This window comes from Actinophytocola sp. KF-1, from assembly GCF_054661535.1.
Genome location: NZ_BAAFVK010000018.1, coordinates 1 through 22,772, shown reverse-complemented (window position 1 = coordinate 22,772; position 22,772 = coordinate 1). Strand labels below are relative to the sequence as shown.

General features: G+C 71.6%; 17 protein-coding genes. 11 read left to right on the top strand and 6 right to left on the bottom strand.

From position 1 onward, the window contains the following. Positions 1–88: 88 nt before the first annotated feature. From ACYQ77_RS39810 to ACYQ77_RS39795, 4 genes are all read right to left on the bottom strand, one after another. On the bottom strand, positions 89–2,371 hold the full coding sequence (locus ACYQ77_RS39810) for a hypothetical protein (protein ID WP_459721724.1): 2,283 nt from the start codon (positions 2,369–2,371) through the stop codon (positions 89–91). 30 nt (positions 2,372–2,401) lie between these two features. Continuing rightward, positions 2,402–3,187, bottom strand: a complete 786-nt coding sequence (locus tag ACYQ77_RS39805) for an alpha/beta fold hydrolase (protein WP_459721722.1) — start codon at positions 3,185–3,187, stop codon at positions 2,402–2,404. Positions 3,188–3,208: 21 nt separating this feature from the next. Continuing rightward, positions 3,209–3,994 carry a hypothetical protein gene (locus tag ACYQ77_RS39800; protein ID WP_459721720.1) on the bottom strand — a complete coding sequence of 262 codons (786 nt, stop codon included), beginning with the start codon at positions 3,992–3,994 and terminating at the stop codon, positions 3,209–3,211. A gap of 209 nt (positions 3,995–4,203) precedes the next feature. Continuing rightward, on the bottom strand, positions 4,204–5,367 hold the full coding sequence (locus tag ACYQ77_RS39795; RefSeq protein WP_459721717.1) for a ThuA domain-containing protein: 1,164 nt from the start codon (positions 5,365–5,367) through the stop codon (positions 4,204–4,206). Positions 5,368–5,783: 416 nt separating this feature from the next. Here ACYQ77_RS39795 and ACYQ77_RS39790 point away from each other — a divergent pair, with 416 nt between their 5' ends. The 8 genes from ACYQ77_RS39790 to ACYQ77_RS39755 all read left to right on the top strand — a co-directional run bounded on the left by ACYQ77_RS39790 (position 5,784) and on the right by ACYQ77_RS39755 (position 17,896). After that, complete coding sequence (locus ACYQ77_RS39790; RefSeq protein ID WP_459721714.1) at positions 5,784–10,139, top strand: ExeM/NucH family extracellular endonuclease; 4,356 nt, start codon at positions 5,784–5,786, stop codon at positions 10,137–10,139. A gap of 838 nt (positions 10,140–10,977) precedes the next feature. Then, positions 10,978–11,871: a TIGR03619 family F420-dependent LLM class oxidoreductase gene (locus tag ACYQ77_RS39785; RefSeq protein WP_459721711.1), complete on the top strand. Its 894-nt coding sequence runs from the start codon at positions 10,978–10,980 to the stop codon at positions 11,869–11,871. 65 nt (positions 11,872–11,936) lie between these two features. Next, positions 11,937–13,895 carry an APC family permease gene (locus ACYQ77_RS39780; protein ID WP_459721709.1) on the top strand — a complete coding sequence of 653 codons (1,959 nt, stop codon included), beginning with the start codon at positions 11,937–11,939 and terminating at the stop codon, positions 13,893–13,895. Positions 13,896–13,992: 97 nt separating this feature from the next. After that, positions 13,993–15,045, top strand: a complete 1,053-nt coding sequence (locus ACYQ77_RS39775; protein ID WP_459721706.1) for an alpha/beta hydrolase — start codon at positions 13,993–13,995, stop codon at positions 15,043–15,045. Beyond that, complete coding sequence (locus ACYQ77_RS39770) at positions 15,045–15,770, top strand: esterase family protein (RefSeq protein ID WP_459721703.1); 726 nt, start codon at positions 15,045–15,047, stop codon at positions 15,768–15,770. Before ACYQ77_RS39775 ends, ACYQ77_RS39770 begins: the two co-directional genes overlap by 1 nt. An 11-nt stretch (positions 15,771–15,781) precedes the next feature. Then, positions 15,782–17,011, top strand: a complete 1,230-nt coding sequence (locus ACYQ77_RS39765; protein ID WP_459721702.1) for an ATP-grasp domain-containing protein — start codon at positions 15,782–15,784, stop codon at positions 17,009–17,011. A gap of 126 nt (positions 17,012–17,137) precedes the next feature. Then, the gene (locus tag ACYQ77_RS39760) at positions 17,138–17,524 is read left to right on the top strand and encodes a ribonuclease domain-containing protein (protein ID WP_459721699.1); all 387 of its coding nucleotides are present in this window, start codon (positions 17,138–17,140) and stop codon (positions 17,522–17,524) included. Positions 17,525–17,533: 9 nt separating this feature from the next. Beyond that, positions 17,534–17,896, top strand: a complete 363-nt coding sequence (locus ACYQ77_RS39755) for a barstar family protein (RefSeq protein WP_459721697.1) — start codon at positions 17,534–17,536, stop codon at positions 17,894–17,896. On the opposite strand, the gene ACYQ77_RS39750 is transcribed toward ACYQ77_RS39755, so the two are convergent. Both ACYQ77_RS39750 and ACYQ77_RS39745 read right to left on the bottom strand, forming a co-directional pair. Beyond that, a complete protein-coding gene (locus ACYQ77_RS39750; protein WP_459721695.1) occupies positions 17,889–18,602 on the bottom strand; it encodes an isocitrate lyase/PEP mutase family protein in 714 nt (237 codons plus the stop codon). The genes ACYQ77_RS39755 and ACYQ77_RS39750 overlap by 8 nt on opposite strands. Then, positions 18,599–19,063 carry a carboxymuconolactone decarboxylase family protein gene (locus tag ACYQ77_RS39745; protein ID WP_459721693.1) on the bottom strand — a complete coding sequence of 155 codons (465 nt, stop codon included), beginning with the start codon at positions 19,061–19,063 and terminating at the stop codon, positions 18,599–18,601. Before ACYQ77_RS39745 ends, ACYQ77_RS39750 begins: the two co-directional genes overlap by 4 nt. 46 nt (positions 19,064–19,109) lie before the next feature. On the opposite strand from ACYQ77_RS39745, the gene ACYQ77_RS39740 reads away from it, so the two are divergent. From ACYQ77_RS39740 to ACYQ77_RS39730, 3 genes are read left to right on the top strand one after another with little or no spacing between them, the layout of a single operon-like run. Next, a complete protein-coding gene (locus ACYQ77_RS39740) occupies positions 19,110–20,480 on the top strand; it encodes an aminotransferase-like domain-containing protein (RefSeq protein ID WP_459721691.1) in 1,371 nt (456 codons plus the stop codon). 48 nt (positions 20,481–20,528) lie between these two features. Next, complete coding sequence (locus tag ACYQ77_RS39735; protein ID WP_459721689.1) at positions 20,529–21,755, top strand: erythromycin esterase family protein; 1,227 nt, start codon at positions 20,529–20,531, stop codon at positions 21,753–21,755. Next, positions 21,752–22,378 carry a dienelactone hydrolase family protein gene (locus ACYQ77_RS39730; RefSeq protein ID WP_459721687.1) on the top strand — a complete coding sequence of 209 codons (627 nt, stop codon included), beginning with the start codon at positions 21,752–21,754 and terminating at the stop codon, positions 22,376–22,378. Before ACYQ77_RS39735 ends, ACYQ77_RS39730 begins: the two co-directional genes overlap by 4 nt. Positions 22,379–22,772: the final 394 nt, after the last annotated feature.

Below are 22,772 nucleotides of genomic sequence, written 5' to 3'. Positions count from 1 at the left end.
CCACGGACGGTCGATACGATCTACCCATCCTAGTCGGAACACGGCAGCGTGCCGGAACGAGCCGGTGCCGCGCGCGTCGCGCGGTGGCTCAGGTGACGGTCCTCTCCTCGCGGCGCACGTCCGGTGCGGGCCGGTCGTTGTTGCGGTAAGGGGCGGTGAGCGTGGCGAGCGCGAGGTCCCACGCCGGGTCGAGGCTGTAGCAGCTGTGGCGGCGCATGGCGAGCCGCGGCCGGGACGCGCCGTCCGCGGGCCACGGGTCGAGCACCCGCCATTCCGCGCCACAGCGGCGGATGCCGGTGACCGGGTCGGTCTCGTCGTCGGCGGCCGCGTCGGCGCCGAGGCGGTACGAGCTGAACACCGGTTCGTCGGTGCGCTGCCAGCTCAGCACCGGCCCGCCGATCGGGTCGGTCTCGCGGTACAGCGACACCCACTGGCCGTGCAGCACGTCGTCCTGCAGCCAGCACAGGAACGGGTGGTTGACGTACGCGGGGAACGCCCGCGCGTAGGCCACCTGCAGCTGCGACCCGTACGTCAGCAACGCGACCCGCTGCCGGTACCGCGGGTCGATCCTGGTCAGCGCGGCCGCGGCGATCAGGCTGCCCTGGCTGTGCCCCGCGAGCACGACGAACCTGGCCGGGCCCGCGACGTGCCACTCGATGCGCCTGCGCAGGTCGTCGATCACCTTGGGCGAGTACGGCGGCGGCACGAACGGGTGCGCGGCCGCGGGCCAGAACGCGACCACGTCCCACACCACGCACGCGCCGCGGCGGACCGCGCTGTCCCCCACCGCGCGACGGCCGAGGTAGACGAGGAAACCGCCCAGCAGCAACAAGGCGACCGTGCCCACGGTGACCGGGTCGAGGCCGGGCAGGTCGCGGCAGTCGGACAGGAACGTGCCGCCCGGGTGGCACACGGTCGCGCCGAGGTCGTCCCACGCCTCGGCGATCGCGGCGCCGGTGAGCACCGCACCGGCCGCCGCCACGGCGATCGCGAGCCAGTGCACGGAGAACTTCACCCGGGCAAGCCACCACGCGCGCGCGACGGCGCGCACCTGGTCCTCCGGCAGCAGCTCCGGGCCCGCGGCCGCGCGCACGAACCGCCGGTACCGCTTGGCGGACAACCACATCCAGCCGGCGAGCACCGCGACGAGCACGACCCCGAGCCCGACGGCGATCCCGGCCGCGAACGCGATCCGCAAGTGGAACAGCGGCAACGCCATCGCGCCCGGGTCCTCCGACGGGCGCAGCGCCCGCAGCACGCCGTAGTCGAGGGCAGCGGTGAACCCGACGCCGAGGAACACGCCGAGCGTGGCGACCACGGGCCCGGTCATGCCGCCGAGGAACCGGCGGAAGGGCTTGGGCGGCCGGGATTCCCTGCTCAGCAGTGCGAGCACGGCCGTCGCCACGACGAGCACCACCAGCGCGCCGAGCGCGCACCCGGCCACCCACATGCCGAGTTCCGCGATGCCCGGCAGCACACCCCGGTCGCGGGCCGGGTACGCGGGCACGGCGAGCATCGTGATCACCGCGGCGGCGAGCAGCGCCACCGCGACCGCCAGCACCGCGCCGGGCAGCCGCCGCACGAACAGCGTGGACAGCCACGTCCGCTTCCCCGTCGGGTCGCCGACGAGCGCGGCGTGCACGACGGTCCACGGCAGCAGCACGACCGCCACCCAGAACGGCCAGTCGCCGCCGCTGTACGCGCGGGCCAGCCCGCCCGCGAGGAGCGACAGCACGGTCAGTCCCGCGGCGAGGTGCAGGTGGCGCAGCGCGGGGATGTCCGCGTCACCGCGGTAGAACTCGCCGCCCGCGAGTCCCGTCTTCGCGGCGGCGTCCGGCAGGGGCTCGGTGTCCGGCACGGTGCGCGGTTTGCCGCCGACGAACCGGATCACCAGCAACCCGGCCGTCACCGCGGCGACCGCGCCGGCGAGCCACCACCGCGGGTCACCCGACCGGGACGCGGCCCCGGTCCACTGCCAGGCGAGGAGGTCGACGGCGGCCTGCGCGAAGCTGAGCACGACGAGCCCGGTCAGCACGATCGCCAGCACGCGGAGCATGGCCCTGGCGACCACCCGCGCCGCCGCGCCCGCGCGGCCGCCGCCTGCCGGGAGCATGAAGCACGCCATGTTCACGAGCCCGAACGGGATCAGTGCGAGCCACAGCGCCTGCCGCCACGAGCCGGACGTCAGCGGTCCCCAGTGGTAGCCCTCCACGATGTGGCCGTCGGCCGCGCGGACCTCGTTCCCCGCGCTGTCGACCGGGCGGAAGAACCGGCCGTCCACGTCGCCCGCGACCTGTTTCACCAGCGGACGGTCGAGCATGTCCACCGGCGGCGTGCCGCTCACCCCGTGGACGCGCAGTTCCACGAACATGCCCCAGGGTCGTCACGGACGGTGAGGCCGTTACGGGGTCCGTGTGAGGAAGTCCAGCACCAGCGGCCCCGCGACCTCCCGGAACTCCTCGAAGTAGGCGTGCCGCGCGCCGGGGAGGACGTGCAGCCGCGCACCGGGCACCCGCTCGGCGATCAGGGGCGCGTTGGCGGCGGGGTTGAAGACGTCGTCGGCACCGTGGACCACCAGCGTCGGCGCGGTGATCTTCGCGAGGGCGTCCCAGCCGTCGTGTTCCTTGCTGGCGGTGAAGTGGCCGCGGCGCGCGTGGGGCGGCATGTCCCGGTCGCCGATCGTGGCGAAGGGCCCGTGGTGGGTGGCGAGCCACGCCGGGGTGTACATCAGTTCCAGCAGCGCCTGCCTGGCCTTGGCGGCGTCGCGCTGCGCGAGCGACCGGCGGACGTCGGCACTGCGCTCGATCCCGTGCGCGCCGCCCGGTGAGGTGCAGCCGAGCACCAGCCGCCGCACCCGGCCGGGGTGGTCGGCGGCGAACCACTGCGCGACGCGGCCGCCCATGGAGGTCCCGTACACGTGCGCCGCGTCGACGCCCATGTCGTCGAGGATCGCCCGCACGTCGGTCGCGAAGCCGCGCGTGCTGTAGCCGGTCTCGGGCTTGTCGCTGCGGCCCGTGCCCCGGTGGTCGAACACGACGGTCCGGAACCGGGCGTCGAAGTCCTCGCGGGGCACGTCCCACCAGTGGTGGTTGTTCGACTGCCCGGCGATGAGCAGGAGCACGTCGTCCCCGGTGCCGTTGACCTCGTAGTACAGCGCGCAGCCGTCATCCGTCCGAGCGAAACTCACGCCCGTGACCGTAGCCGCCGGTCAGACGAAACGCCGCAGCAGTGGGCGCAGGACACGCAGCCAGCCGCGGCCCGACCACGTCGGGTGGCGCACGGCGGTGACCCAGTCCGACGCCGCCAGGAGACCGGCGACCGCGGCCACGACGAACGCGAACGGTTCGGTGTCCTTCCAGGCGAACCCGCCGGCGCCGAAGGTCAGCAACGCGTCCGCCAGGCAGGCCACCGCCGCGATGGCGGCGGTCCACCGCGCCACCCAGCCGAGCGCGAGGAAGCACACGACCGCCGCCGTCGACGCCCCGACCGCGATCATGGTCGCGGTCGCCATCCACAGCGTCAGCACGAGGATCCGGTATTCGGCCTCGTCCCGGATCACCACGCCGGGGCCGAAATTTGTGCGGGCGTGGTGCTGTTCGGCATCGGTGAGAACGGACGGGTACACGGTGACCCACAGGAAGAACACCAGATATCCCACGAGGAGGAATCCGGAGAGCACGCCGGTGTCGCTGTAGTGAATTCCCAGGAACACCGCCGGAATCACGACGACCGCGCCGGCGAACCAGAAGACCGGGGCCGGCAGCCACTCGATTCCGAACCGGCGGGTGACCAGAACCAACCCGAGCGGCACCGTCGCCACGGTCCAGCCCCAGACCCCGCCCGCCGCGATGAAGAGCAGGGACATCACGGCAGCCGCGGCGAGGAAGACCCAGAGGCGCACCCGCGTGAGCACGCGTTCGACCTCGTCTTCGTCCTTCTCCCCCATCGACCACGTGACGACCGACTCGAAAGCGGAGCGCAGCAGTTCGCCCATCATTTCCCCCGTCCAGCCGTTCGACGGCGGTCACCGTCGGCCGGGTCGCGATGAATTCCGTCCGCCCGGCATTGTCCGGGCGGACGTCACGACATTAACGGGGTCGAATCACCGGAGTTTCGCCGCCCTCGACCTGGGCACGGAGACGCGGAGGCGAAATGGATCCCGCCCGGGGCAGGCGTCGTTGACTGCCCCGGCCGGGTGCTCGCTCAGGAACCGAGAACGGCAAGCTCCCAGAGCGAGTAGCCCCACTGGGTGGCGCGTTGTGTGCCGAGCACGCGCACGTACCGGCCGGTCGACCCGACCGTCGCCTCGTCGGTGCCGCCGTCCGAGGTGGTGGTCGAGTACACCGTGCGCCAGGTGGAGTTGTTGTCCGACAACTGGATCTGGTACGCGCGGCCGTACGCGGTCTCCCACACGAGCCGCACGCGCTGGATGTTGCGCACCGAGCCCAGATCGACCGTGATCGACTGCGGGTCGGCGAAGGCGCTGCTCCACCTGGTGCCCGCGTTGCCGTCGACAGCGTTCGCGCCGACGTGGGACGTGCCGGGTTCGACGCTCGTGACGGTGACCGGGCGGCCGCGGGCCAGGTCGGTGACGCCCGTCCCCGCGGAACAGTCGGCGGTGACGGCGCCGCCCGCCCACTGGATGCCGCCGAGCAGCATGCGGGTGAAGTTGGACTCCGTGTAGGACTGTTCGGTGTGACCGAGGCCGGTGTACCAGGCGCGGCCGCCCTGGTAGTTCTGGCACCACGTGATCGGGTGGTCGCCCATGGACCCGCCGCTGTAGGTCGACTCGTCCAGGTTCGCCAGGACCTTCACGGCCGACCGGGGGTTGGTGCGGTAGTTGTACCACTCGTCGGTGCGCGTCCACGTCGACGGCAGGTGCGCGGTCGACGGGTGGGCCGTGGTCTCGACGCGCACGTTCGCCTGCTGGATCGCGGGGTGCGAGGCGAACCAGGCGCCGACGAGACCGCCGTACCACGCCCAGCCGTACTCGGTGTCGGCCGCCGCGTGGACGCCGACGTACCCGCCGCCGCCCCGGATGTAGGACTCGAAGGCGGCCTGCTGGGTGTCGTTGAGGACGTCGCCGGTGGTGGAGAGCCAGACGACGGCCTGGTACTGCGCCAGGTTGGCGGTGGTGAACTGGTTCGCGTCCTCGGTCGCGGTCACCGAGAAGCCGTTCTGCGAACCCAGTGTGGTGATGGCCGCGATGCCCTCGTCGATCGAGGAGTGGCGGAATCCGGCGGTCTTCGAGAAGACCAGGATCTTGGACAGTGGTGCGGCGGCCGCCGGTGGCGGGGCGGCCAGCGGGGTGGCGACGACAGCGACGGCCGCGGTCGCGACAAGGAGAGCCTTGGCAACGGTGCGCACGACTCGGTCCTCTCTCGGTGCAGGGGTGGATCCGAAAGAGACAGCAGGGTGTTGCACATGCAGTTAACATCCGAGGTCTCGTTGTCGTCAAGCGCCCATTCGGACGTCATGAACGAGAAAGTTCGACCCAGACATCAGATGTCTGCGCAGATGTGTCCCATGATCGTTTTCCGCCGAAAAAACGAGTGCACTACGCCATTCGGCATATTCGCAAACGGGCGGCAGGAAATGCCGGGAGCCGTTACCGTGACAATCCGCACATACGGACGGTAACCAGCCGTATCCAGGCGACTCCGTTGGGTGCCAACCATTTCCGGCGCCCATCTAACAATCGCGCAACGTACATCTGCGCGCATTTTTCTCGACACCGTTCACACCTAGGCTCCGGCAGGTTCTACCCGCCTGATGGAGGCCTGATGCCCAGTAGCAGACGTGTCCGTTCGCTCCAAGTCGTCGGAGCGCTGACCGCGATCGCCACGGTCGCCGCGGTCAGCGCGTCGACGGCTTCGGCGGCCGAACCGACGGACCCGTTCCTCAGTGAGATCCACTACGACAACGTCGGAACGGACACCGGCGAGGCGCTGGAGGTGGAGGCCCCCGCCGGCTTCGACCTGACCGGCTGGCAGCTCGCCCTGTACAACGGCAACGGCGGCGGCGTGTACAACACCCGCACGTTGTCCGGCACCGTCCCCGCGGCCGGCGTGGTCGTCGCGACCTACCCGACCGACGGTCTCCAGAACGGCTCGCCCGACGGCGTCGCGCTCGTGCGCCCCGACGGCACGGTCGCGGAGTTCCTCTCCTACGAGGGCCCGCTGACCGCCACGAACGGCCCCGCGAACGGCACCACCGCCACCGACATCGGTGTCGCCGAGGGCTCGGCCACCCCGGCCGGGTACTCGCTGCAGAAGATCGACGGCACCTGGCGCGCGGAGGCCCCGAACTCGTTCGGCACCCGCAACTCCGGGGGCGGTGACCCCGATCCCGATCCGGTCGGCTGCAACCTGACGGTCACCAACACGATCGCGCAGGTCCAGGGCACCACCGACGCGTCACCGCTGTCCGGCAGCCAGGTCGTGATCGAGGGCGTCGTCACGGCGAACCACTCGACCGGTGGCTACAACGGCGTCTACGTCCAGACCGCGGGCTCCGGCGACCGCGCCCCCGCGGCGGGCACCCCCTCGGACGGCGTCTTCGTCTACCTGACCGCCAACGCCGCCAACCACCCGGCCGTCGCCGTCGGCGACCAGGTCCGCGTGCGCGGCGTGGTCAGCGAGTTCAACGGCCTCACCGAGGTCACCATCGGCGCCAAGGCCGACTTCCAGGTGTGCGCGCACGACGCGACCCTGCCCGCCCCGGCCCCGCTGAGCCTGCCGCTCGACCCGGCCGCGCGTGAGTCGGTCGAGTCGATGCTGGTCGCGCCGGTCGGTGACTTCACGGTCTCCGAGGTCTACAACACCAACCGCTTCGGCGAGGTCGTGCTGGCCGCCGGTGACGAGCCCGCGCCGATCCCGACCGACCGGTTCCGCCCCGGCACCGCCGAGGCCAAGGCGCTGGCCGCCGACAACAAGCTGCGGCGCCTGCTGCTGGACGACGGCTCGTCGACGAACCTGTCGAGCGCGGGCCAGCTGCCGCCGTACGTGTACCCGGACGCGCCGCTGCGCGTGGGTGACCAGGTGGAGGCGTTCGCGGCGACCGTGCTGTCGTACGGGTTCAACGAGTGGCGGCTGCAGCCGACCACGCCGGTGACCGCGACGACCCCGGAGCTGCAGCGCACCACGTTCAAGCCGACCAACCCGCGCACCCCCGCGCCGGAGGCCGTCGGCGGCGACATCAAGGTCGCGAGCTTCAACGTGCTGAACTACTTCGTGCACTTCGGCGGCGACGCCCGCGGCGCGGACGACGAGGCCGGGCTCGCCAAGCAGGAAGCCAAGATCGTCGCCGCGATCTCCGCGATGGACGCCGACGTGGTGGCCCTCGAGGAGATCGAGAACTCGGTCCGCTTCGAGGCGAACGACCCGCAGATGGCGCTGAAGCGCCTGGTGGCCGCGCTGAACACCAAGGACGGCGCGGGCACGTGGGACTACGTGCGCTCGCCCGCGAACCTGCCGCCCGCGGCGCAGCAGGACTTCATCACCACCGCGATCATCTTCAAGCCCGCCTCGGTGACCCCGCAGGGCGAGTCGAAGACGATCAACGACGAGACCGTGTGGTTCAACGCGCGTGAGCCGATCGCGCAGACGTTCACCGCGGGCCAGGTCACGTTCACCGTGGTGGCCAACCACATGAAGTCGAAGTCCCCGTCGACCCCGCCGTCGACCGGCGACAACGCCGACATCGGGGACGGCCAGGGCGCGTTCAACGGCGACCGGGTGCGTCAGGCGCGGTCGCTGACCGCGTTCGTCGACGCGCTGAAGACGTCGTCGGGCAGCGACAACGTGATCATCCTGGGCGACTTCAACGCCTACACGCAGGAAGACCCGATGCAGGTCTTCTACGACGCGTCGATGGCGGACGTCTCCAACGGCGAGGCCAGCTACGTGTTCGGCGGCGAGTCCGGTTCGCTGGACCACGCGGTCGCGACCGCGTCGCTGATGCAGCGGGTCACCGGCGTGGACGTGTGGCAGATCAACTCGCACGAGTCGTTCGCGTTCCAGTACGACGGCCACCCGGCGTTCTACCGGCCGGACCCGTACCGGGCGAGCGACCACAACCCGAAGGTCATCGGCATCAACACGGGCGCGCTCGCGCCGATCGACCTGCAGGTGCTGGGCATCAACGACTTCCACGGCCGCCTCGAGCCGCCGTCGGCCGGCGTCGGTGGTGCCGCGCAGCTCGCGGGGCTGGTGAACCAGCTGCGGGAGCAGAACCCGAACACGCTGTTCCTGTCGGCCGGCGACAACATCGGCGCGTCGACGTTCGTGTCGGCGATCGACAACGACAACCCGACGCTCGACGCCCTGAACCTGATGGGCCTGGACGCCGCGGCGGTCGGCAACCACGAGTTCGACAAGGGCTTCGCGGACCTGTCCGGCCGGGTGACCGACCGGGCGGACTTCCCGTACCTGGGCGCGAACGTGTACCGCGGTGACGAGCGGGTGCTGCCCGCGTACGACGTGCGGACCGTGGCCGGCGTGCGGGTCGGCATCGTCGGTGTGGTGACCGAGCAGACCGCGTCGCTGGTGAGCCCCGACGGGATCGCGGGCCTGACGTTCCGCGACCCGGTGGCCGAGGCCGACGCGGTGGCGGGTCAGCTGAAGGACGGCGACGAGGCCAACGGCGAGGCCGACGTGGTCGTGCTGCTCGCACACGAGGGCGCGGCGACGGAGAACATCGGTTCGGCGGCGGACCTGCAGAACGACCCGGTGTTCGGTGACTTCACGCGGGCCAGCGCCGACATCGACGCCATCCTGAGCGGGCACACGCACCAGCCGTACGCCTTCGAGATCCCCGTGCCGGGCACGGACCGGACCCGTCCGGTCATCCAGGCCGAGGACTACGGCGTGAAGCTGGGCAAGGCGACGCTCTCGATCGACCCGGCGACGAAGACGGTCGTGTCGTCGAGCGCCGAGCTGCTCAACGTGACCGGCGCGCCGAGCGACCCCGAGGTCGCGGCGCTGGTCGCGCAGGCCAAGGCGAACGCGGAGGAGCTGGGCAAGCAGCCGCTGGGCAAGATCACGGCGGACATCAAGCGGGCCTACTCGGCCACCGGCGCCGAGGACCGCGGTGCCGAGTCGGTGCTGGGCAACTTCATCGCCGACGTGCAGCTCGCGGGCACGAAGGAGCCGGGCCGGGGCGGGGCGCAGATCGCGTTCATGAACCCGGGCGGCCTGCGCGCCGACCTGCTGTACGCGCCGGACGGCGTGGTGACCTACTCGGAGGCGTTCTCGGTCCAGCCGTTCGCCAACGACGTCGTCACCAAGACGTACACGGGTGCCCAGATCAAGCAGGTGCTGGAGGAGCAGTGGCAGCCCGCCGGTGCTTCGCGGCCGAAGCTGCACCTTGGCGTGTCGGCCGGTTTCCGGTACATGTACCTGCCGGACAACCCGGCCGGGCAGCGGATCACCGGCATGTGGCTGAACGACGAGCCGATCGACCCGGCGGGCACGTACCGCGTGACGGTGAACTCGTTCCTGGCCGCGGGTGGCGACAACTTCAAGACCCTGGCAGCAGGCACGAACCCGGCCACCACCGGTGACAACGACCTGACCATGCTGACCGCGTACATCGGCGCCAACTCGCCGATCACCGCGGACCCGGCCCCCCGTTCGGAGATCGGCCAGCCAGGCCCGACCTGCGACGCGACGGTCACCGGCATGAAGTTCGGCCCGATCACCGTGTCGGAGGGCCTGACCTGCGTCGAGGACGCGACGATCTTCGGCCCGGTCACGGTCAAGCCGGGCGCGTCCCTGATCGTCACGGACGGGCTCATCGCGGGCCCGGTGACGGCCACCAAGCCGGCGCTGTTCGAACTGCACGGCACGCAGATCTACGGCCCGGTGACGGTCACCGGCGCGACCGGCGAGGTCGTCCTCGACAAGGCGAAGATCGCGGGCCCGGTCTACCTGTCCGGCAACAAGGCAGGCGTCCGAGTCGACACGTCGACGATCACCGGCCCGGTGACGCTGACCGCCAACACGGGCGGCGAGACGATCGTGGCAGCGAACACGATCGCGGGCCCGCTGTCCTGCTCGGGCAACAACCCGGCCCCGGGCAACGACGGCAGGAAGAACACCGTGCACGGCCCGGCATCGGGCCAATGCGCGAAGCTGTGAGTTGAGGGAGAAGAAGGCCCGCCCGGCTCCTCGCCGGGCGGGCCTTCTTCATGCACGCATCTGGGTTGCGGGGCCGGGCGCTGCGCACCCGGCCCGCGACGCGGGCTGCGCCAGCCAAGCCGAGCGCAGCTCACCACGAGGGCTGCTGCCCGCCAGCCGGGCGGGCCTTCTTCGTGCACGCAACCCGACCCAGCAAAGCGGCCCGGAACCACGCCGCGAACGCGCTTTTCACAGCACCGGCCAATGCCGCGAACGCGCCTTTCGCGACACAACCACCACCGGGGAAGCCGGACGCTGCGCGCCCGGCCCGCGAAGCGGGCTGCGCCCGCCCAAGCCGAGCGCAGCCCACCACACAAGAACTGCCTGCCTGCCATCCCGTCGACCTGGCGAAGCCCGATCACGCCGTGTCAAGGGGGCCCGGAAGCACGACGCGCCCACGTGCCCAAAGCCGCCGGGCCCCCTTGACGCGGTGTGATAGCCCTCCGGGAGGTCGACGGGATGGCAGGCACCCACGGACACCAGTCCCTGCCAACCCAACCCGAGACCAAACCCCCGCCATCCCGGAGACCAGCCCGTCCGGCGAGGACCCCCCGGAGGGAAAAACCCAGGCAAGGCACACCACCAAACCCGGCGCACACAAACCGCCACAACGGCACTGACCAGCGAAAACAGGCCCCTCAGTACATACGGACAGCCCCCACCACTCCCGGGGGCACCCCGCTGTCCAGTCTACCGGCACCCACCGACACAACCCCGTCCACAACCGCACCCTGTGGACAACCGACCACCCTGTGGACAACCACGGCCCGATGTCGGTCCGGTGCCTTACGTTGGCAGCATGAAGATCGGATTGGGCGCCCCGGTGTCCGGCGCGTGGGCGACGCCGGACAGCCTCACCCACGTGGCCACGACCGCCGAAACCCTGGGCTACGACTCACTGTGGACGTTCCAACGCCTGCTGGTGGGCGTGGACGACCACCTCGACGCCGTCTACCAGAGCGTGCTCGACCCGCTGCTCCCGCTGGCCTTCGCGGCCGCGCGGACCAGCCGGATCCGCCTGGGTGTGGCGCTCGTGAACCTGCCCTTCGTCGAGCCGGTGTACCTCGCCAAGCAGGCCGCGACCCTGGACGTGCTCTCCAACGGCCGCTTCGACCTCGGCCTCGGTGTCGGCTGGTCTCCCACCGAGTTCGCCGCCACGGGCGCGGACAAGGCACGCCGCGGTGCGCGGGCGGAGGAGTACGTCCGCGTCCTGCGAGCACTGTGGACAGACGACCCGGCGTCCTTCGACGGCGAGTTCTACACCGTCCCGCCGAGCCGGATGCTGCCGCGCCCGGTCCAGCCGGGTGGTCCGCCGATCCTCCTCGGCGGCGCGGTCCCGGCCGCGCTGCAGCGGGCCGGGCGCATCGCCGCGGGCTGGATGAGCCGCAGCGCCACCGACCTCGACCGCATCGCCGACGAGATCGCCGTCGTGCGGGCCGCGGCGCCCGACCCGGAGCGGGTGCGGGTCGTCGTGCGTGGTGTGGTCCGGCCCGGGCCGCGCGAGGGCAGGCTCACCGGCAGCTACGACGACATCCGGGCCGACGCCGCATGGCTGGGCGAGCAGGGCGTCACCGAGCTGTACTACGACCTCAACTGGCACGAGGAGATCGGAAACCCAGACATATCAACCGAAAGGGCCACATCGCTCGCCATGGAGATCATCGAAGCGCTCGCTCCGGGACAAAACGGATGACGTGCGGAACCTGACGCCTGCCGCGCACGACCATCGGGCATGCTGTGCCCGAAAGGCAGGGGGACATGAGCGACTTCGCGATTCCGGCCAGTGTGGACAGTCCGGCGACGGGCGGTGCCCCGCGGCGCCCGCTGGGGCGGTGGCTGCTACACCACCAGGTGGCGCCGCCCGTCGGGCCGGCGGCCAGTGAAAGCCACGGGAAGCCGCAGGCGTGGTGGAAGGTCATGTGCCTCACCGGCGTCGACTACTTCTCCACACTGTCCTACCTGCCCGCGATCGCCGCGCTGGCCGCGGGCGCGCTCTCGCCGCTGGCGACGTTGCTGATCGTCGCGCTCACGCTGTTCGGCATGCTGCCGATGTACCGGCGGGTGGCCCGCGAGTCGCCGCACGGGCAGGGGTCGGTCGCGATGCTCGAGCACCTGCTGCCGTTCTGGCGCGGCAAGGTGTTCGTGCTGGTGCTGCTGGGGTTCGTCGCCACCTCGTGGATCATCACGATCACGCTGTCGGCGGCGGACGCCTCGGTGCACGTGGTCGAGAACCCGGCCTTCCCCAGCGCGCTGCACGGTCACGAGGTCCTGCTGACCACGATCCTGCTGCTGGTCCTGGGCGGGGTGTTCCTGCTCGGCTTCTCCGAGGCGATCGGCGTCGCGATCCCGCTCGTCGCGATCTTCCTGGGGCTCAACGCGGTGATCGTGGCGGTCGGGGCCGTCGAGGTGTTCAGCACGCCGGACGCCCTGTCGCGGTGGGTGGCCCGGCTCACCGAGCACGGCAGCGGCTTCTTCGACATCGCGGGCCCGTCGGTGCTGGCGTTCCCGCTGCTGGTGCTCGGCCTGTCCGGGTTCGAGACCGGCGTGAGCATGATGCCGCTGATCAAGGCCGACGACCTCGAGCACAAGATCCGCAACACCGGCAAGCTGCTCGCCACCGCCGCGCTGATCATGTCCGTGTACCTGATCGCCACCAGCTTCATCACGACCGTGCTCATCCCGCCGGCCGAGTTCGAGCCCGGCGGCGCCGCCAACGGCCGCGCCCTCGCCTACCTCGCGCACGAGCACCTCGGGCAGGTGTTCGGCACGGTCTACGACATCTCGTCGATCCTCATCCTCTGGTTCGCCGGCGCCTCCGCGATGGCCGGGCTGATCAACATCGTGCCCCGCTACCTGCCCAGCTACGGCATGGCGCCCGAATGGGGCCGGGCCATGCGGCCGGTGGTGCTCGTGTACACCGCGATCTCCGTCGGCATCACGTTCGCGTTCGGCGCGAACGTCGACGAGCAGGCGGGCGCGTACGCCACCGGCATCCTCGCGATGATGGTCTCGGGCGCGGTCGCGGTCACGATCTCCGCGTTCCGGGCGCGCAGGCGCCGGTCGGGCGCCGGGTTCACCGTGCTCACGCTGATCCTGCTGTACGCGCTGGTGGACAACGTGATCGAGAAGCCGGACGGCATCGCGATCTCGGCCGCGTTCATCGCGGGCATCGTCGTCGTGTCGCTGATCTCGCGCGTCACCCGCACCACCGAGCTGCGCGTGGACCGCATCGAGTTCGACGAGGACGCCCGCCGGTTCGTCACCGACAGCATCGACCACGACGGCCGCCTCGAACTGGTCGCGAACAAGCGCCAGGCCGGTGACGTCGCCGAGTACGACGCGAAGGAACAGGAACAACGCGGCATGAACCCGGTCCCGGGCAGCGCCGACGTGCTGTTCCTCGAGATCGAGGTCGTCGACCCGTCGACGTTCAGCGATGTCCTCCAGGTCCGCGGTGTCACGGTCGGCGACCACCGCGTCCTCCGCGTCGCCGCCCCTGCCGCGCCGAACGCGATCGCGGCCATCCTGCTGACGCTGCGCGACACCACCGGTGTGCGCCCGCGCTGCCACTTCGAGTGGTCGGAGGGCAACCCGATCGGCCACCTGTTCCGCTACCTGATCCTCGGCCAGGGCGACACGCCCCCGGTGGTCCGCGAGATCATCCGCCAGCACGAACCGGACCCGGCACGCCGTCCCGGCATCCACGTCGGCGGCTAGGCGGGCGCCGGACCGCTCACCGTGCGGGGGCAGCGGCCGGAAGCGTGATCGCGGCCCGGCCTTGACTTCACCCGCGGACGGTGACTGTGATGGATCAGTGATCACCGAGACGGAGCCGCTGGTGTCCGATGACTCCGTCGTGTTCCGACTGCCCGACGAGGAGTCCGCGCTGGACAGCACGCGGCTGCTGCCCGCGCTGTCGCTCCCGGACGCCCCGCTGGACTTCGCCCGCGACGAGGGCCTGTGGCGGCTCGCGCTCCCCCGCCCACCCGTGGACCGCATGGAGTACCGGTTCCAGCTGCGCCACCCCGGCGGGCACGTCGAGGAGATCTGCGACCCCGGCAACCCGCTGCGCGCGCCCGGCGCGTTCGGGGACAAGTCGGTCGTGGAGTTCCCCGGCTACACCCCGCCCGCGTGGCTGGCGGCGGACCGGGCGCCGGGCGAGACCGCCGACGTGGCGGTGCCCGCGCCGCTGCTCGGCCGGGACGTCGAGGTGCGGGTCTGGTCGCCGGCCGCCGCCGACGAACCGCTGCCGCTGCTCGTCGCGCACGACGGCCCGGAGTACGACCGCCTCGCCGGCCTGACGGACTACGCCGCCGCGATGATCGCCGCCGGCGAACTGCCGCCCTTCCGGGTGGCGCTGCTCGCGCCGGGCGACCGCGACGACGAGTACGCCGCCAACCCCCGGTACGCGGCCACGCTCCACCAGCGGGTGCTGCCGACGCTGCGGTCGCTGGTGGCGGTGACCGAGCCGGTCGTGGGCATGGGGGCGAGCCTCGGCGGCCTCGCCATGCTGCACGCGCAACGTGCGCTGCCCGGTCTGTTCGGCGGGTTGTTCCTGCAGTCGGCGTCGTTCCTGACCGTCGACCTCGACCCGCAGGAGCAGCACCGGTTCAGCCGGTTCGGGCAGGTCAGCGTGTACGTGGCGGACGTGCTGCGCACGGTGCCGCACGAGACGGTGCCGGTCACGATGACGTGCGGGCTGGCCGAGGAGAACCTCGCCAACAACCGGCAGATGGCCGCCACGCTCGCCAAGCAGGGCTACGCGGCGCGGCTGGTCGAGGTGCCGGACGCGCACAACTACGTCGCCTGGCGCGACGCGTTCCACCCCGCACTGACCGAGTTGCTCCGCACCCTCTGGAGCGTGTGATGCGCCGCGACCAGTACGAGATCGCGGGCGGCACGGTGATCGCCTACGGCCACTACGGCAGGCCCTTCCTCGTCTTCCCCGCCGAGCAGGGCCGGGCGTGGGACTTCGAGGCCAACGGGATGGTCGACGCGGTCCGGCCGCTGATCGACGCGGGCCGCGCCAAGCTGTACTGCGTCGACTCGCACGACGCGGCGTCGTGGTCGAACCGGTCGATCCCGCTCGAGGAACGCGCCCACCAGCACGCCGTGTACGAGAAGTGGATCATCGACCACGTGCTGCCCGCGATCCACGCCGACTGCGGCGGCGCCACCGAGGTGCCCACGGTGGGCTGCTCGCTCGGCGCGTTCCACGCCGTGCTGTTCGCGCTGCGCCGCGCCGACCTGTTCCCGCTGGCCATCGGCATGTCCGGCAACTACGACCCGTCGACGTGGCACGGCTGGGGCGAACGCGGCGACGCCGCCTACTTCACCAACCCGGTCGACTTCGTGCCGCACCTGAACGGCGGCCACCTCGAGTGGCTGCGGTCGCGGCTGTCGGTGCTGCTGGTCGTCGGCCAGGGCCAGTGGGAGGACACCACCGGCTCACTCGACTCCACCCGGGGGCTCGCGGCCATCCTGCGTGCCAAGGGGCTGCTGTGCGAGCTGGACCTGTGGGGCCACGACGTCCCGCACGACTGGCCGTCCTGGCGGGCGCAACTCGCCCACCACCTGCCCCGCTTCTGCTGAAGGAGGAACAGATGGACCGCACGGAACACCTGCTCGGCCTCCTGCTGGGCACAGAGGAGGACTGGCCGCGGGCGTTCGAGGAACTGGTGCGGCGGCTCGGGCCGGTGCGCGCGGGCGGCGGCGAGCACGTGCTGCACACCGAGCGGATCACCATCGAGCCGTTCGACCTGCGCGCCAAACCGCGCTACGACCTGGTGATCGACCGGCTCGCGTACTGGTACTACGTGCCGCGCGAGTGGTTGAAGAAGGTCGCGCTCATGGACGACGTGTACCTGCTGAACAGCCCGTTCACGTTCCAGTCCATGGAGAAGCACGCCGCGTACTGCGCGATGATCCGGCTGGGGCTGAAGGTGCCGGACACGTGGCTGGTGCCGTACAAGAACCCCGTCGACAACGCCCGCTACGCCTACACCGCGGCGAAGTACAACCAGCCGTTCGACCTGGACGAGATCGCGGCGACCATCGGCTATCCGCTGTACATGAAGCCCTATGACGGCGGCGCGTGGCGGGGCGTGTCCCGCATCAAGGACCCCGCCACGCTGCACCGCGCGTACGACGAGTCCGGCGAGATGCTCATGCACCTGCAGGCGTCCGTCGAGGGCTACGACGTGTTCGCCCGCTCGCTGACCATCGGGCCGGACAGCATGGTGATGCGCTTCCAGCCGGACGAACCGATGCACAACCGCTACGCCGTGGACCACGCGTTCCTGTCGCCCGAGGCGGGCGAGGAGGTGCTGACGATCTCCCGGCTGATCAACGCGTTCTTCCGCTGGGAGTTCAACTCCTGCGAGAGCCTGGTCGTCGACGGGTCGGTGCACCCGATCGACTACGCGAACGCGTGCCCGGACATCTCGATCACGTCGCTGCACTACTACTTCCCGTGGGCCATCGCCACGCTGCTGAAGTGGTCGGTGTTCTGCGCGGTGTCCGGCCGCGCGCCGCGGCTGGACCTGGACACCCGCAACTACTTCGCGGTCGCCGACTCGGACCGGACCTACGACGAGAAGCTGGTCGAGTACCGGCGCCTCGCCGACGACTACTTCGAGACCGAGCGCTACCAGGAGTTCTGCGCCACCGCACTGTCCCATGTGGACGACATGGTGCGGGACTGGGTGGTGTCGCCGGACTTCGACGAGCTGCTGGTGTCGACCGTGCGGTCCACCTACCCGGTGTCCGAGCACGACCGGTTCGTCGCGCACTTCCGCGGCCTGCTCGGACTGTGGGTGAAGGAGAACGCCTGACCCGCGAAGTTCACCCGATCTTGTCCATCTCACCCACCTCCTGACAAGGTCGAGGGGACACCATCCACGGTGTTGGTTTCCCCCAGTCCCTGCTCTGGAGGTTCCGTGCACACCCGAATCCCACTTGTGAAACGGTTCGCGGTCACGCTGGCGGCGCTCGCGTCGATCCTCGGCGTGTCCCTGGTCGTCACCCCCGCCGCGGACGCGGCCGTCTACGGCTCCTGCACCATGAGCCGGTGCGACGCCGCGCGCTCCGCGAAGACCATCTGGCAGTCCAAGGGCTACCCCGGCGCGCGTGGCTGGTACAGCTGGCCCAACGGGCAGTGCAACTTCGCGGGCGGCACGTTCTACAACCGCGAGGGGCAGCTGCCGAGCGGCCACAGCTACCGCGAGTTCGACGTGTACCCGCGCGCGTGCGGCGCGTCCCGTGACGCGTACCGGATCATCGTCGACCTGTCCGCCGGCGTGGTCTACTTCTCGCCCAACCACTACGCCGACTTCTACCGGCTCTGAGGAGTTCCCATGGCGCCCGCGCACTGGCTGACGGTGACCACGGAAGCGGCACCCGCGGTGGCCGTCGACGGGCGCGCGTGCCGCACCCGCGCCGCCTTCTTCGCGGAGGCGGCGCGGGTGCTGGACTTCCCCGAGTGGTTCGGGCACAACTGGGACGCGCTGGCCGACTGCCTGCGCGACGCCGGCGCGGTCGACGTGGTGGTGTCACACGCCGAGGAACTGCTCGCCGACGAGCCCGCCGACCGGTTCGCGACGCTGCTCGACATCGCGGCGACCGCGGCGCCGGACGGCCTCACGCTGACCCTCGCGACCGACTCCGCGCACGAGACCGCGCTGCGCCACCGGATCGCGAACGCCCTCGTGACTAGGTGAGGTTCGCGAGCCGCTCGCGCAGCGTGGTCCGGACGAGCCGCCACAGACCGGCCGCGAGCGAGATCCGCGCCGCACCGGCGGACGCCAGTTCGGCGATCGTGGTGCCGGGCAGCAAGGTCACGTTCACCGGCGCCCCCACCGCGTCGGCGAACGCCGGCAGCAGCCCCGCCCGCACGAGGATCGGGTACACGCAGTCGGCGCCCGCCGCCACGTACGCCCGTGCCCGCTCGACCGCCTCGTCGAACACGGCCTCCTGGTCGGTCGCGCCCAGGAACACGTCCACCCGCGCGTTGATCACCAGCTCGGGCGCGGCGGCCCGCACCGCGGCCAGGTACTCCGCCTGCCGCGTCACCGGCACGAGTCCCCCGGCCGCGTGGTCGGTGTCCTCCAGGTTGCAGCCCACCGCGCCGGTCTCCGCCAGCCGCTCCGCGAACTCGGCGGCCGGGAGCCCGTAGCCGGACTCGGCGTCGACCGTCACCGGCACGTCGACCGCGCGTGCGATCCGCGTGGCCGCCGCGAACATCTCCGCCGCGGGCGCGCCCTGGTGGTCCGGGTAGCCGAGCGACTCCGCGACCGCGGCCGAACTCGTGGCCACCACGGGGAACCCGGCCTCGACGACGAGCTTCGCGGTGCCGGGGTCCCACGCGTTCGGGAGCACCAGCGGCGTCCCGGGGACGTGCAGCGACCGCAGCAGCCCGGCCGTCATGCCGCCCGCTTCGGCAGCTTCGGGTGGCCGGGCAGCACGACCCGGTTGTAGGCGTTGATGACCATGACCATCCACACGACGGCCTGGTACTGGGTCTCGGTGAACACCGCCGTGGCGCGCTCGTAGACGTCGTCCGGCACGTCGTTCGTCTCGGCCAGCCTGGTCAGCACCTCGGTCAGCTCGAGCGCGGCCCGCTCCTGCTCGGTGAACAGGTCGGTCTCGCGCCAGGCGGCCAGCACGTGCAGCCGTCGCGGGTCCTCGCCGTCCTTCAGCGCGTCGGCGGTGTGCATGTCGAGGCAGTAGGCGCAGGCGTTGATCTGGGACGCCCTGACCTTGATCAGCTCGAGGACCGTGGTCGCCACGCCCGCGTCGGCCGCCGCCTTGGCGACCTCCCCGGCCAGCGCGTTCAGCGCCTTGAAGGGGCCGGGCATGCCGTTGATGATCGAGATTCGCTGTGTCATGTGATCAACGCTAGCCCCGACTTGTCCACGCGTAGAGTCCAGTTCCATGGCAGATTCGTGGACCAGTTCGTCGGTGGACGCGCACCTCGACTGGACCCCGGGCAGCGGTCGCACGCAGCTGGCGAACGCGATCCGCGCGGCGATCCGGGACGGCCGGTGGCGGCCGGGCTCGGTCGTGCCGTCCACCCGCGCGCTGGCCGCCGACCTGGGGGTCGCGCGCGGCACGGTGACCCGCGTGTACGCCGACCTCGCCGCCGAGGGCTACCTGCGGACCAGTCAGGGCGCGCCGACCAGGGTCGCGACCGCGGGCGCGGCGCCGCTGGCGTCCCCGGACCCGGCGTACACGCCGGGGCAGACGCGCCGGTGGACGTTGATGGCGGGCAGACCGGACGTGTCGCTGTTCCCGCGCGACCAATGGCTGGCGTCCACCAGGCGGGTGCTCGCCAACGCCCCCCACGAGGTGTTCGGCTACGGCGAGCCACGCGGGTCGCTCGTCCTGCGGAACACGCTCGCCGCCTACCTCGGCCGCAGCCGGGGCGTGCTCGCCGACCCGGCGCGGATCGTGGTGGTCGCCGGGTTCACGCACGCGATCACCGTGCTGAGCCACGCGTTCGCCGACCTCGGCATGACCGAGACCGCGTTCGAGGACCCGTCGATCGACCGGTTCCGCCAGTTCGCGGCCGCCGCGGGGCAGCGGGTCGTCGGCGTGCCCGTCGACGACCAGGGCCTGGTCGTCGAGCGGCTGACGAGCCCCGCGGTCGTCGTCACCCCCGCCCACCAGGCGCCGCTCGGCGTCACCATGGCCCCCGGCAGGCGCACCGCGCTGACCCGGTCCGGCGCGATCGTCGTCGAGGACGACTACGACGGCGAGTTCCGTTTCGACCGCCAGCAGGTCGGCGCGCTGCAGGCGCTCGCACCGGAACGCGTGGTGTACGCGGGGACGGCCAGCAAGACGCTCGCGCCGTCGCTGCGGCTCGCGTGGCTGGTGCTGCCGAGGTTCCTGGTCGACCCGGTGGTCGCGGCGGTGGAACGCAGCGGGGTGCAACCGCCCGTGCTGAACCAGCTCGTGCTGGCCGACCTGATCAGCTCGGGCGCGTTCGACCGGCACGTGCGCCGGTGCAGGCTGGAGTACCGCTCCCGGCGGGACCGGCTCGTCGCCGCGCTGCCGGACCACCTGACGCCACGCGGCATCTCCGCGGGTCTCGCGCTGTTCGTGCCGCTGTCCGCGACGGCCGAGGCGGCGGTCCCCGCATCGGCCGCCCGGCACTCACTGGTCATCGAGCCGGTCAGCCCGCACACGATCGGCGCGACGGACCCGCCGACCGGCGTGATGGTCGGCTACGCGGCGCCGTCGAAGGGGTCGTTCGGCGGTGCGCTGGCCGCGTTGCGGGCGGTGCTCCGGGACGTGTCACCGTGAGCGACCGCGCTCGGTTTAGCCGCATCCGGGCCGGGTAGGCCGACCGGGATGGGACGCTACGGGGACGAGATCGCCGGGTTGTCGGCACCGCTGACGGACCCCGGGGACTTCGACGTGCTGCTGGAGCGGATCGGCGACGCCCGTGTCGTGATGATCGGCGAGGCGAGCCACGGCACCCACGAGTACTACAGCTGGCGCGCCGCGCTCACCCGGCGGCTCATCACCGAGCGCGGGTTCACGTTCGTGGCCGTCGAGGGCGACTGGCCGGACTGCGAACGCCTGGACCGGTCCGTGCGCGCCGACCCGGACGCGCCCGCCGACCCGAGGACCGCGCTCGCCGAGTTCGCCCGCTGGCCGACGTGGATGTGGGCGAACGAGGAGGTCGCCGACTTCTGCCGGTGGCTGCGCGGCCACAACCGCACGGCCGAGCGGCAGGTCTCGTTCCACGGGCTCGACGTGTACTCGCTGTGGGAGTCGCTGCGCGCGATCCTCACCTGGCTGCGGGCACACTCGCCCGAGGACGTGCCCACCGCCCTGGCCGCGTACCGCTGCTTCGAGCCGTACGGGGAGCGCGGTCAGGACTACGCGATGGCGACCCGGCTCGTGCCCGACAGCTGTGAGAACGAGGTCGTGGACCTGCTCGTGCGCCTGCGCGAGCACGGGGCGCTGACCGCGTGGCAGAACGCGGAGGTGGTGGCGGGCGCGGAACGCTACTACCGGGCGATGATCGCGGGCGGCGGGCAGTCGTGGAACGTGCGGGACCGGCACATGGCCGACACCCTGGACCGGCTGCTGGCCCACCACGACGGGAAGGGCGTCGTGTGGGCCCACAACACCCACGTGGGCGACGCCCGGGCGACGTCCATGGCGGCGTCGGGTGAGGTGAACATCGGCCAGCTGGCACGGGAACGGCACGGCGCGGACCAGGTGGTGCTGGTGGGTTTCGGCAGCCACCGCGGCACGGTGATCGCGGGCGACGCGTGGGGCGCGCCCATGGCGACCATGCCGGTGCCCCCGGCCCGCCGCGGCTCGGTGGAGGCGCTGCTGCACCACGACGCGCCGCCGAGTGCGCTGTTCGTGTGGCCGGCGTCGAAACCCGCGCTGCTGACCGACGAACTGGACCACCGCGCGATCGGCGTCGTGTACCACCCGGAACGGGAGCGGTGGGGCAACTACGTGCCGACCGTGCTGGGCGACCGGTACGACGCGTTCCTGTGGTTCGACGAGACGAGCGCGCTGCGGCCGCTCGCGCAGCGGAGGAGGACACCGACATGACGCAGCTGGTGCTCGACACGGCGGGCGCGCACCTGGACGCCGACGTGGAGGTGCCGGACGGGGCGGTCGGGGTGGTCCTGTTCGCGCACGGGAGCGGCAGTTCCCGCCACAGCCCGCGCAACCGAGCGGTGGCGTCGTTCCTGAACGAACGCAGGCTCGCGACGGTGCTCATGGATCTGCTGACCACCGACGAGGATCGCGCCGACAGCGCGTTCGACATCGGGTTGCTCGCGGACCGCCTGGTGGGCGCGATCGACCGGCTGCGGGCGGAGCCCGCCACCGCGGGCTTGCCGTTGGGGTTGTTCGGGGCGAGCACCGGCGGCGCGGCGGCGTTGGTCGCGGCCGCCGCCCGGCCGGAAGTGGTGCGGGCGGTGGTGTCCCGGGGCGGGCGCCCGGACCTCGCCGGGGCCGCGTTGGCCGAGGTGCGCGCACCGACGCTGTTGATCGTCGGGGAGCTGGACCCGATGGTGGCGGATCTGAACGAGCGGGCCCGGAATGTGCTCGGTGGGCCTTCCGAGTTGCGGGTCGTGCCCGGGGCTTCGCACCTGTTCGAGGAGCCGGGGACGTTGGAGGAGGTCGCGTCCCAGGCGGCGGACTGGTTCACCGGGGCGTTGCCTGAGTGAGGTGCGCCCTGTGGATGACGTGCCCGGTTTTGTCGGTGGTGGGCTCCAGGCTGGAGTCCGGGGGCCGGAGGCCGTGGGCTGTGAATAACTCGGGCTGTGTCGGTCTTCGTTGTCGGTGGTGCTCGGTACGCTGGGTTTCGGGGGCCGGAGGCCAGGGTTGATCTTGCTGGCTGTGGTTTGCGGGCGTTTGCGCGGCTCGGGTTCGGGCACTGCTCGGGTTCGGGGTGCGTGTGCGGTGCGGCTTGGGCTGGTCCCGGGGTTTGCGTTCCGGGGTGTTCGGTGGTGGCGGCGGATTGTGCGGGTGGCGCACTCACGCGTCAAGGGCGCCTCAGTGTGAGGGTGTTGGTGGCTGCCTGTGTGGCGGTTAGGGTCCGGTTCTTCGGTTGTGTGGTGA

Bases quoted from the DNA above. Each gene is read 5' to 3' on its own strand.
- ACYQ77_RS39810 (WP_459721724.1), bottom strand. From the start codon at position 2,371: ATGTTCGTGGAACTGCGCGTCCACGGGGTGAGCGGCACGCCGCCGGTG.
- ACYQ77_RS39800 (WP_459721720.1), bottom strand. From the start codon at position 3,994: ATGGGCGAACTGCTGCGCTCCGCTTTCGAGTCGGTCGTCACGTGGTCG.
- ACYQ77_RS39790 (WP_459721714.1), top strand. From the start codon at position 5,784: ATGCCCAGTAGCAGACGTGTCCGTTCGCTCCAAGTCGTCGGAGCGCTG.
- ACYQ77_RS39785 (WP_459721711.1), top strand. From the start codon at position 10,978: ATGAAGATCGGATTGGGCGCCCCGGTGTCCGGCGCGTGGGCGACGCCG.
- ACYQ77_RS39780 (WP_459721709.1), top strand. From the start codon at position 11,937: ATGAGCGACTTCGCGATTCCGGCCAGTGTGGACAGTCCGGCGACGGGC.
- ACYQ77_RS39770 (WP_459721703.1), top strand. From the start codon at position 15,045: ATGCGCCGCGACCAGTACGAGATCGCGGGCGGCACGGTGATCGCCTAC.
- ACYQ77_RS39765 (WP_459721702.1), top strand. From the start codon at position 15,782: ATGGACCGCACGGAACACCTGCTCGGCCTCCTGCTGGGCACAGAGGAG.
- ACYQ77_RS39755 (WP_459721697.1), top strand. From the start codon at position 17,534: ATGGCGCCCGCGCACTGGCTGACGGTGACCACGGAAGCGGCACCCGCG.
- ACYQ77_RS39750 (WP_459721695.1), bottom strand. From the start codon at position 18,602: ATGACGGCCGGGCTGCTGCGGTCGCTGCACGTCCCCGGGACGCCGCTG.
- ACYQ77_RS39745 (WP_459721693.1), bottom strand. From the start codon at position 19,063: ATGACACAGCGAATCTCGATCATCAACGGCATGCCCGGCCCCTTCAAG.
- ACYQ77_RS39740 (WP_459721691.1), top strand. From the start codon at position 19,110: ATGGCAGATTCGTGGACCAGTTCGTCGGTGGACGCGCACCTCGACTGG.
- ACYQ77_RS39735 (WP_459721689.1), top strand. From the start codon at position 20,529: ATGGGACGCTACGGGGACGAGATCGCCGGGTTGTCGGCACCGCTGACG.
- ACYQ77_RS39730 (WP_459721687.1), top strand. From the start codon at position 21,752: ATGACGCAGCTGGTGCTCGACACGGCGGGCGCGCACCTGGACGCCGAC.